Origin of the sequence: Hymenobacter defluvii (genome assembly GCF_017589435.1) — a bacterium.
GTDB lineage: Bacteria > Bacteroidota > Bacteroidia > Cytophagales > Hymenobacteraceae > Hymenobacter > Hymenobacter profundi.
Map to the genome: position 1 here is coordinate 1 of NZ_JAGETX010000037.1, position 9,506 is coordinate 9,506.

The window sequence follows — 9,506 nt, forward strand, 5'->3', positions numbered from 1 at the left end:
GTCTTGCTGCGCAGAAGGGTAATAGCTTCGTACTTCTGTAGGAAGTTTTGCGCATGGTAGAATTGATACAGTAGCTCCTCCGTAGAGCGCTCTTCCTCTATTTCAGCCAACAATTGTCCAGTAGCATCAAACTTTACTAAAGCAGGTCGTTGACTGACTGGCAAAGCGAATGTTTGATCCGCTTTAGTGACTGTGATACGATGATTGACCGGTTGATTATTAACCCACGTGGTAACTGTAACTGGCAATTGGTAGATGGGCGAGAAGGTAGAATCCTGTACCTGTCGCACCCGCAACGCTACTTGATTTCCTGTATACGAATGCGTAATCTGCAACTCAGGGTGTCCCCGCTTTAGAAACCATTGGTCAAAGAACCACATCAAATCTTCGCCCGTCACTTCCTCAAAAGCAAGCCGAAGCTCCGCTATTTCTACAGACGAAAGCTTGTTGCGGGTTAAGTAACGGTTGAGCGAGGCGAAGAATGCTTCGTCGCCTACGTATTGCCGTAGCATGTGGAGCACCCGCCCCCCTTTGCTGTAGGAATGCCGGTCAAACATGTCCTCCCGGTCGGCATAATGGTAGCGAATGAGAGGCTCGCGTTTGGTCTGGGACTCTTCCAGGTAGGCCGTTAGCGCTTTTTGTTGTACCAGAGCTGCTTCAGCCGAACCATATTTGTGTTCGGCCCACAGGAACTCAGAATAGTCAGCGAAAGCCTCATTGAGTGGCAGGTTGGACCAAGACTCACTGGTCACGTAATCGCCAAACCACTGGTGGAACAACTCATGTGCTACCACAGACTCTGGCTCGTAAGTAATATCTAGTAGTTCGCGCGGTGTAAACTGAGTAAGCTTATCCTGAAATGTGGAAGCAGTCGTGTTTTCCATCGCCCCCGATACGAAATCATGTACTGCTACCTGCGCATATTTCTCCCAAGGAAACTCTACCCCCAGCTTGGTTGAAAAAAACTCCAGCATCTCAGGCGTATGGCCGAATACTGCTTTCGCCGTGGTGCTGTAGGGTGGGTCAACGAAGTACTCAACGGCTTTGCCTCGCCACGTATCACTAACAACAGCAAATTCACCCACAGCCAACATAGTAAGGTAGGGAGCAGCGGGTAGGACTTGCTTCCAAACGTCTGTGCGGGTGCCATCTGCGTTTTTGCGAGATGAAATCAGCAAACCATTGGATATGGTACGAAACTTATCCTCCACCGTCAGCGCAATCTCCTGGGTCATGCGTTGATTGGGCTTGTCGATGGTAGGAAACCAGGCTGAATTCGCCTCCGTTTCACCCTGGGTCCAGATTTGTCGAGGCTTGGTCTTATCCGTACCGAGCGGGTTGATGAAGTACAGCCCCTTGTTGCTGGTAATAGCTGCGCTGCCGCTTGCTGGTAATTCGTTGGGCTTGGCAACGTAGCTGACCCGTACTTGGTAGGCCTCCGTGCGGGGGTAACTACGATCCAATGTTATCGTCAGCTTTTGCTTGTCATAGGCGTAGGTGAGGTTTTTTTCCTTACCGTTTACCAATAGCCGCACCGATTTGACTTCGAAGCCCTTTGCATCAAGCACTACCTGGCTTTGGGGGTAGAAGTGCGGCCGTAACGTAAGCGTTGCTGTGCCCAGCAGCCACTGCTTTGCCCAGTCGAAACGCACATCTAGCTTAGTGTCCAGCACATTGGTAACAACTGTGGCCGCTGGTTGCACCGGATTGTCTGGCGGGAGCCACGAAGGAATGATAACAATATCCTGCTTCGGCGCGGCTACCGGAACCTCGTTGGCGGCCGGTGTTTTATGGCGCGTGCCGTTCTTATCGGTATCTGGTTTTCCGGCTTTGCCCGTCTGGGCTAAAGTAAGACCACTATGAAGCAGCATTACGCTAAGCAAGCCAAGAACTCGGTACTTCATGTAACTAATCAACGAGGGAATGAACCCTCAATTTCTGAATTTATTTCAAATTTGACCTATCTTTAAGCCCCTTTAGCTCGTCCTATTTCTTCCTTCTTTTATGCTACAGGTACAGACCGGTCCGGCCCAAAATTGGGAAGTTGATTTCCGTGCCAACGACAACATTCTGCTGAACGGTGAGCCTTTTGCATGGGACATTGTAGCACTCGGCCAACAACGATACCACATTTTGTATCGGGGTAGTTCTTTTGTTGCGGAAGTGTTGGAGGCAGACTATGCTACCAAGACAATTCGCTTGCAACTCAATGGCCAAATAGTAGAGATACAGGCAAAAGACCGCTTCGATCTGCTATTGGATAAGCTGGGAATGAGCGCTGCTGCCAGTCAAAAAATAAATGAGCTGAAGGCACCCATGCCGGGCCTGATTGTAGACGTGCGTGTAACTCCGGGACAATCTGTCCAGAAAGGCGACCCGCTGCTGGTGCTGGAAGCTATGAAGATGGAAAACATTCTGAAAGCTCCCGGCGATGGCACCATAGCAGCCATTAAGGTGAAGCTGCGCGATAACGTCACGAAGGGACAAGTATTGATTCAATTTTCTTAATGCAGTGGCCGATGGATTTCTTCTATCGGCCACTCGTTTTTTAATCTTAATATTTCCTCGTTTTGAAGTACAACCGAATCCTGCTGAAACTGAGTGGCGAGGCCCTGATGGGGGAGCAACAATACGGTATTGACGCCGTGCGCCTCATGCAGTATGCCGAAGAGATAAAAGCCGTAGCGGCCACGGGCACACAGGTAGCCGTGGTGATTGGTGGAGGCAACATTTTTCGGGGAGTGCAGGCTGCTGCTTTCGGGCTCGACCGGGTGCAAGGCGACTATATGGGGATGTTGGCCACCGTTATCAATTCAATGGCCCTGCAAAGCGCGCTGGAGAAACTGGATGTAAGTACGCGTCTACTCTCTGGCCTTACCATCCAGCAAGTGTGTGAGCCCTACCTGCGGCGGCGGGCGTTGCGGCACTTGGAAAAAGGTCGGGTTGTGATTTTCGGCGCGGGCATTGGTTCGCCCTACTTCACCACGGACTCGGCGGCCTCGTTGCGTGCGATTGAGATAGAAGCCGATGTAGTCTTGAAAGGCACCCGTGTAGATGGCATTTATACGGCCGATCCGGAGAAAGACCCTACAGCAGTGCGCTACCCAGAAATCACCTTCGATGAAGTGATGGCCAAAAACCTTAATGTAATGGATATGACAGCCTTCACGCTCTGCAAGGAGAACAACCTGCCCATTATCGTGTTCGACATGAACAAAACCGGCAACCTACAACGCCTCATTGAAGGTGATACAATAGGTACGCTGGTAACCATGAAAGGCCCTAGTACCGTACAGAATCCGGGTGATAGTGAATTGCAGCCCATTCTGTAACTCCATACATTTCCGTTGAAAACGGACGGCAACCCATCCTTGCAGCTTTCTTACGCAACAAGCCGCCTGTTTTAACTTCTTAACCTAACCCTCTTAACCAATGGACGAAGAAATTCAGTTTTACCTAAGCGAAGCCGAAGAATCGATGGGTAAAGCCCTAGAACACACTGGCGTGGAACTAAGCCGCATTCGGGCGGGTAAAGCCAGCCCAGCCATGCTCGATTCGCTACGGGTAGACTATTATGGCACGCCTACTCCCATGGCGCAGGTGGCCAACATTTCGACGCCGGATGCCCGCACGCTTTTCATCAAGCCCTGGGAGAAAAACATGATTAGCGAGGTAGCCAAAGCTATTAAGAATAGCGACCTGGGCCTCAATCCACAATCCGATGCGGAAGGCGTACGGCTCAATATTCCGCCCATGACGCAAGAGCGTCGTCGCGACTTAGTGAAGCAAGTGAAAACCGAATCGGAAAGCGGCAAAGTGCGCATCCGGGGTATTCGCAAAGATGTAAACGACTCGTTGCGCAAACTGCTGAAAGAAGGTGCTTCTGAGGATGCTGTTAAAGATGCCGAAGCCAAAGTGCAAAAGGCTACTGATTCTTACATTGTGCGAGTAGATGAACTCGTTAGCAAGAAGGAAGCAGAAATTATGACTATCTGAGGACGCTTTTACGTCAATAAAAAAGCCCCCGCACCGAATAGTGCGGGGGCTTTTTTATTAAAAACTTTTTTGATTTTTCGCTACTTTATTCTTGCCAATAGCGCTGCTCTTGAATGCGCTTCTCCACTCCGGCAGGCACTAAGTAGCGAATAGATTTACCCGCACGTACACAATCGCGCACGAAAGTGGCCGATATATCCAGTAGCGGTGCATCTACGATGCGCACATTTGCCGGGCTAGCTATTGAGGTAGCCTCAATACCCGGCCGTGGATACACGTAGATTTCATATTCGGCCATGATACGGTCAGCAGCTTTCCAGCGGGGTAGGCCGGGTAGGTTGTCTTCCCCCATCAGCAACACAAACCGATGATGGGGATAGTGCTGATGCAACTCCTCCAACGTATCGATGGTATAGTTCGGCTTAGACATAGAAAATTCTACGTCTGAAACTTTTAGCTGGTCGTTGCCTGCAATGGCTGCTTCTACCAGTTCGTACCGAGCACGTTCTGGCAGCAACTCCTGCCCTACCTTAAATGGGCTCTGAGGCGACACAATCAGCCACACCGCATCGAGGTCGGTGTGTGTGGCCATGAAATGCGCCAGAATAAGGTGCCCGGTGTGGATAGGGTTGAAAGAACCAAACAACAAGCCTACCTTCGGATCAACGGCACTCACAGCACGTTAGGGGTGGTAGCGATGAAATTGCGCACCAGTCGTTCAGCTTCGTCCGTAGCCTCATCCAAGTTGTCGTTGACAACGGTTACATCGAACCGGTCTTCGAACGTCAACTCAAATTCAGCCTTATACAAACGGCTGGAAATGCTGGCAGCTGAATCGGTAGCGCGACCTCGCAAACGAGCTTCTAAAGCCTCCACGGAAGGTGGTTTCACAAAAATGGCTAGTGCCCGATCCTTATAGAACTCCTTGATGCTGAGACCACCCTTTACATCCACATCCAAAATGGCGTGGCGGCCGGTAGACCAGATTCGCTCAATTTCAGATTTCAGAGTGCCATAAAACGCACCTTCGTACACCTCTTCCCACTCCACAAATTCATCATGACGGATTTTCTCCTGAAACTCCGTCACGGAAATGAAGTGGTAGTCCTTGCCGTTGGCTTCGGTTCGACCGCGTCGGTCACGGGTGCACGCTGAAATAGAGAAGCTTAGCTCCGGAATCCTATCCATGAGCCGGTGAACAATCGTGGTTTTACCGGCTCCGGAAGGCGCTGAAAAGACAATAATTTTACCCTGCATCGGGCAAAATTAGGCCATTTTCACTTGCAAACGGTTCATAATAGCTTCTGGTAGCGAAGAAGGAGCACCTTTGCGGCCTACATGCTGCGTCAGAAAATCGATGAAGATGTGTTGCTTATCGATGCTATCGAAGCAGGGCGAGCAATCTTCGGCGTGGCTGATGAAGTACTCCTCATCTTCCAAGCTAGGGTCGTTGCCCACAATAATTTGGTCGAGAATCGTGTTTACACGTTCACAATCGGGGCCATCTGTAACGGTGGCTTGGGAGGCTGAGGGCGTAGCAGTTGGTTTCATAACAGTGCCAAAAAGGTTATTCAGAGGGGTTGTCTTCAATGTCTTCATCTGCCGCATCGTTGGAGTTGCCATAGCCCATTGTTTTGGCGTATTTTTCAAGTTTTTCCTTCAAAAAATTTCGGGCGCGGTGCAAACGCGACCGAACCGTTCCGATAGGAATGTCCAGTACTTTCGCCATCTCCTCATACGTGAACCCTTCTAGGTCGCAAAGGATAATGACGGTGCGAAAATCCACGGGCAACGAGTTGAGCGCGCGGGCTACCTCATCGCCGATGAGGTCACGCACGGCTTGTTGCCGCATGTCCGACGAGGTGCTACCCGCGTCGCCCTCGGCCTCTACGTCTTCCGAATTGTAATAGCTCTCAATTTCGTTGTAGTCGACCTTGGCGGGCTGCTTACTCTTTTTTCGGAAGTCGTTGATGAACGAGTTTTTCAGGATGCGGAACAGCCACGCTTTGGCGTTGGTTCCCTGCTCGAAGTACTCGAAGAAGCGGTAGGCCTTCAAATAGGTCTCCTGGACGAGGTCGTTGGCATCGTCTTCGTCAAGCGTAAGGCGGTAGGCAAAATTGTACAAAGAGTCGATTACCGGCATCAGTTCAGCCTGAAACCGGCGGTCTTTCTCTTCTTTGCTCAATTTGGGTACCCGTTCGGGAGAATCGCTCATTAGACTGAAAAATTACGGCTTAAAATGCAAAAAAAGTACGCAGACAGAAAACAAACGGATGGAATAACCTTCCCGTGTAGGTCATTATTTTGTTAAATCTGCACTCTGGCGCTCTATAGCCACCAATAAGAAACCATAGCAGAACACGAAGAGATTGAAGCTGATCTGAATTTCCAGCAAAGAATCGACCAACATGGCTGCACCTTGAATTAGCAGGAAGTTATACACGTACGGATTACGACGTAGGGCAGGTTGTGCTAATGGCCCCAATAGTACCAGTAGCCATAGCGCCAAGCCCACCAATCCCCCAACCAATAAGAAGTGTAAATATTGATTATGCACCATAACACGGTTGAGAGGAAGCAAACCGAAAGAGCGCCAACTGTATTGCGCCATCATTTCGTCGGTGGCATCGGCAGCGCCTACCCCTAGCCACGGATTTGCCTGCGCTATCGTTATAGCTGTGTGCCAAGCAGCCAAGCGTTTCGCTAAAGAGTAGTTGTTTATGTCTTGTCCCCAATCAAACTGCTCAATATCATACTGGCTGCTCACTATTTGACGTGATACAGACGGCACAGTATGATAAGCCACTAGTGGCGCAGCCACTAATGTTACGAGCAATAGCAATCCTATCTTCCACCAGCGGCGACTCATCAGTAAACGCAGGGTGTTGAAAGATAGCATGACGTAGAAGGCTAGTAGACCAGTACGGTACACCAAAGCGTGCAGAACCAAGGCACTTAAAAAACCACTTATCCACAGTAGCCAACGGCTCCCCAAGGTGCGAGCATTTTGCCCCAGCAAAAAGCCGAAAACACTCGCCATTGCTAGCATCACTCCAAAATGGATGTGAAAAATACCTGTTACAGATTGCAGGTTAGTGGCTTCGCGCAGTTCCTCGTTACTGCTGCTAGGAGAAAGCCAGTAACGTCCGGCTGTAGCCAGCCCAATGGCTGTGACGCCTATTGTAAATGCTACCCCTACCCAATAGCGTTGCCGCGAGCGAAGGGGTACAGCTAGCGCAAAAGCCAGCGGAATGGCTAAGAAAGGCAGTTTGCGATACAACTCGTGGCGCCAAACGGTCCAGGCACTCGTGTATAGCCCGCTGAATAGCAACAACGCATATAGCAAGGCTAGCCACCAAGCGCTTTGGTTGCGTAGCCAGCCCGGCACGGCTGCCCGCAGGTTGGGGTTCATTAGAACTGCCACAACGCCCACTATCGGGCTGATAGCAACCAGTGCACGGGATGTCAGCAAACCAACTACGCCAGCAAAACATGCCAACAGTAATACATATTGAGAAAGGAGTCCTTGCTGATAGAGGTATTTCAACCGCTGCATTGCCAATACGCGCATAGGACCGCAAATAACGCAGCAAATGCTTACAAAACTTTATCAGCTATTGGCAATGGCTGCCAATCTGCTACCCGCTCTAGTGCCTGCATAGGTAGTAAGGCTTTGATGCAGGTGCAGGCAGCAGGCTGGCTGCGGCAGTCCGAGCAATCGGGGCGGTTGAAGACCATATAGCCGGCGTGGGGGCCCAAGGGAGCCCAGCGGCTGGGGTGCATGGGCCGGATGGGTGGGTAGAGACCCAACGCATGGCGGCCTAGGGCGGCGGCTAGGTGCAGCGGGCCCGTACTACCCGCCACCAGTCCATCAGCGGCGGCGATGAAGGCAATAAGCTGCGGCAAGCTAAGCTGGCCTGTGAGGTCGGCGGCTAGGTAGGATTGATGTTCTTGTAGCCAATCAGCCAGCTCCGCACCTTCGGCGGCGGTGCCCGTTACCCATACGCGATGCCCCGCTGCGTGGAGCAGTCGAGCCAGCTCACCGAAGTGAGGCAATCCCCATTCGCGGGCGCTTCCACGGCTGCGCGGGTGTAGGATAACGTTGAGCTGACCCGGCCGACGTTCGCGTAACGATTTTTGTATGGGCTCGGGCAGCACTACCTGCGGTTGCAAGCGTACCCACTCCCCTACCCTGCTCAACGGCAAATCGGGAAGGTAGCCCAGGGGGGTTAGCAGGTGCAGATTGAGCTGTGCCTCGTGTAATACCGAGTTACGGCGGCTCAGAGCCACCAGCTTCGTACATGTTAACCAATGAAACCAACGGTTGCGGGTGCCTATCCGCACAGGAATGTTAGCTAGCCGGGCCAATCGGGCTATTGTCTTATTTGGGAAAACGTGTACTACCAGATCGGCCTGCACCTGCCGGAGTTGCTGTACTTGTTCGGCCACTGAAAGCGTCAATAGCTCGTCGAAGTTGAGGAACGCATCCACCCAAGGGCAGGCATCGGCTACGGCTTGCGTGTAGGTACGCCCCAGCAGTACCACTCGGCACTCTGGAAACGTCTGCTTCAGCCAACCTGCTACGGGTAGCGTGAGCACTACATCGCCAATGGCATCGGTGCGGCTAATGAGGAAGGTTTTCATGGGTAGAGGCACGGGTACGCAGCTTGGCAAATTTTAAAAATACACCCCAGGCCGAGATAATGGCGATGCTCAAGCCGGCAAAGCCATCCAGAAAACCCAACCGCAGTACATAGCCGTGCACAAATTTCCAGATAGGCTTCAGCACCAACTGAAAGGGCGTAACGCGGGTTTTGCCACGTAGGGCCAGTTCCTCGGCTGCTATGCTGGTGAAACGGTTCAACTGCGCCACGTGCTGCTCTACCGAGTCGTACGAGTAGTGCAGCAGGTCGCCCGCCAGGTCCCCTACCGACTGAAACGGTTTCTCGATGAACTGCTCGTGCAGCAACAAACCCTGCCAGCTACCCAGGCGCCGGTCGTAGAGACGTAGCTTGCGGTCGGGGTACCAGCCGCCGTGGCGCACCCAGGTGCCGCAGTAGTTGGTGAGGCGCTTGAGGGTGAAGCCTGCCACGGGCGGCCAACTGGCTTTCACTTGTAGAATGCTCTGGCGCAGCTCGTCGGTCAATACCTCGTCGGCATCCAGTTGCAGCACATGGTCATACTGGGCCTGGCCGGTAGCGTAGTTTTTCTGCTCCACGTAGCCGGCAAACGCGTGTTGTATAACCCGGGCTCCGTACTCCTCGCAGATGGCTACCGTGCGGTCGGTGGAGTAAGAATCGACCACCACTACCTCATCGGCCACGCCTTGTACGGCTTCTAGGCAGCGGGCAATGTTGGCTTCCTCGTTGAAGGTAATGATGACAACCGAGAGCATAATGGACATAAGCACAGCAAATATCCGGATTACTTCTTTGGGATGGTCCAGTAAAAACGGACAGTGCGCTAAGATAGGCTGATTTGAAAGTCGCGTTCGAATTGATGGGGCGAGC

At 52.0% G+C, this 9,506-nt stretch carries 11 protein-coding genes; 3 read left to right on the forward strand and 8 right to left on the reverse strand.

Annotated features, from left to right (window positions below; translation table 11 throughout):
• Positions 1 to 1,871, reverse strand: a 1,871-nt coding sequence (locus J4D97_RS22245) for a M1 family metallopeptidase (RefSeq protein WP_243900469.1), incomplete at its 3' end; no start/stop codon positions are given.
• A gap of 133 nt (positions 1,872 to 2,004) precedes the next feature.
• On the opposite strand from J4D97_RS22245, the gene J4D97_RS22250 reads away from it, so the two are divergent.
• From J4D97_RS22250 to frr, 3 genes are all read left to right on the forward strand, one after another.
• On the forward strand, positions 2,005 to 2,508 hold the full coding sequence (locus J4D97_RS22250) for a biotin/lipoyl-containing protein (protein ID WP_185281377.1): 504 nt from the start codon (positions 2,005 to 2,007) through the stop codon (positions 2,506 to 2,508).
• Positions 2,509 to 2,570: 62 nt separating this feature from the next.
• The gene (gene pyrH, locus J4D97_RS22255; RefSeq protein WP_185281378.1) at positions 2,571 to 3,332 is read left to right on the forward strand and encodes a UMP kinase; all 762 of its coding nucleotides are present in this window, start codon (positions 2,571 to 2,573) and stop codon (positions 3,330 to 3,332) included.
• A 100-nt stretch (positions 3,333 to 3,432) separates the two neighbouring features.
• Entirely contained in the window at positions 3,433 to 3,996 is a 564-nt protein-coding gene (gene frr / locus J4D97_RS22260) for a ribosome recycling factor (RefSeq protein ID WP_185281379.1), read from the forward strand.
• Positions 3,997 to 4,081: 85 nt separating this feature from the next.
• Here frr and nadD read toward each other — a convergent pair whose 3' ends face one another.
• From nadD to J4D97_RS22295, 7 genes are all read right to left on the reverse strand, one after another.
• Complete coding sequence (gene nadD / locus J4D97_RS22265) at positions 4,082 to 4,672, reverse strand: nicotinate (nicotinamide) nucleotide adenylyltransferase (protein ID WP_208309516.1); 591 nt, start codon at positions 4,670 to 4,672, stop codon at positions 4,082 to 4,084.
• Positions 4,669 to 5,253, reverse strand: coding sequence for a guanylate kinase (gene gmk / locus J4D97_RS22270; RefSeq protein WP_208309517.1), 585 nt, complete (start codon positions 5,251 to 5,253; stop codon positions 4,669 to 4,671). The genes nadD and gmk overlap by 4 nt, the downstream gene beginning before the upstream one ends.
• A 9-nt stretch (positions 5,254 to 5,262) precedes the next feature.
• Positions 5,263 to 5,547: a hypothetical protein gene (locus J4D97_RS22275; RefSeq protein ID WP_208309518.1), complete on the reverse strand. Its 285-nt coding sequence runs from the start codon at positions 5,545 to 5,547 to the stop codon at positions 5,263 to 5,265.
• A 16-nt stretch (positions 5,548 to 5,563) separates the two neighbouring features.
• On the reverse strand, positions 5,564 to 6,211 hold the full coding sequence (locus tag J4D97_RS22280) for a sigma-70 family RNA polymerase sigma factor (protein ID WP_208309519.1): 648 nt from the start codon (positions 6,209 to 6,211) through the stop codon (positions 5,564 to 5,566).
• An 84-nt stretch (positions 6,212 to 6,295) separates the two neighbouring features.
• Positions 6,296 to 7,567 carry an O-antigen ligase family protein gene (locus tag J4D97_RS22285; protein ID WP_208309520.1) on the reverse strand — a complete coding sequence of 424 codons (1,272 nt, stop codon included), beginning with the start codon at positions 7,565 to 7,567 and terminating at the stop codon, positions 6,296 to 6,298.
• Positions 7,568 to 7,593: 26 nt separating this feature from the next.
• On the reverse strand, positions 7,594 to 8,640 hold the full coding sequence (locus tag J4D97_RS22290; RefSeq protein ID WP_208309521.1) for a glycosyltransferase family 9 protein: 1,047 nt from the start codon (positions 8,638 to 8,640) through the stop codon (positions 7,594 to 7,596).
• Positions 8,621 to 9,400: a glycosyltransferase family 2 protein gene (locus tag J4D97_RS22295; RefSeq protein ID WP_208309522.1), complete on the reverse strand. Its 780-nt coding sequence runs from the start codon at positions 9,398 to 9,400 to the stop codon at positions 8,621 to 8,623. The genes J4D97_RS22290 and J4D97_RS22295 overlap by 20 nt, the downstream gene beginning before the upstream one ends.
• Between the last annotated feature and the right edge of the window lie 106 nt (positions 9,401 to 9,506).

Bases quoted from the DNA above. Each gene is read 5' to 3' on its own strand.
- J4D97_RS22250 (WP_185281377.1), top strand. From the start codon at position 2,005: ATGCTACAGGTACAGACCGGTCCGGCCCAAAATTGGGAAGTTGATTTC.
- frr (WP_185281379.1), top strand. From the start codon at position 3,433: ATGGACGAAGAAATTCAGTTTTACCTAAGCGAAGCCGAAGAATCGATG.
- gmk (WP_208309517.1), bottom strand. From the start codon at position 5,253: ATGCAGGGTAAAATTATTGTCTTTTCAGCGCCTTCCGGAGCCGGTAAA.
- J4D97_RS22275 (WP_208309518.1), bottom strand. From the start codon at position 5,547: ATGAAACCAACTGCTACGCCCTCAGCCTCCCAAGCCACCGTTACAGAT.
- J4D97_RS22280 (WP_208309519.1), bottom strand. From the start codon at position 6,211: ATGAGCGATTCTCCCGAACGGGTACCCAAATTGAGCAAAGAAGAGAAA.
- J4D97_RS22285 (WP_208309520.1), bottom strand. From the start codon at position 7,567: ATGCGCGTATTGGCAATGCAGCGGTTGAAATACCTCTATCAGCAAGGA.
- J4D97_RS22290 (WP_208309521.1), bottom strand. From the start codon at position 8,640: ATGAAAACCTTCCTCATTAGCCGCACCGATGCCATTGGCGATGTAGTG.
- J4D97_RS22295 (WP_208309522.1), bottom strand. From the start codon at position 9,400: ATGTCCATTATGCTCTCGGTTGTCATCATTACCTTCAACGAGGAAGCC.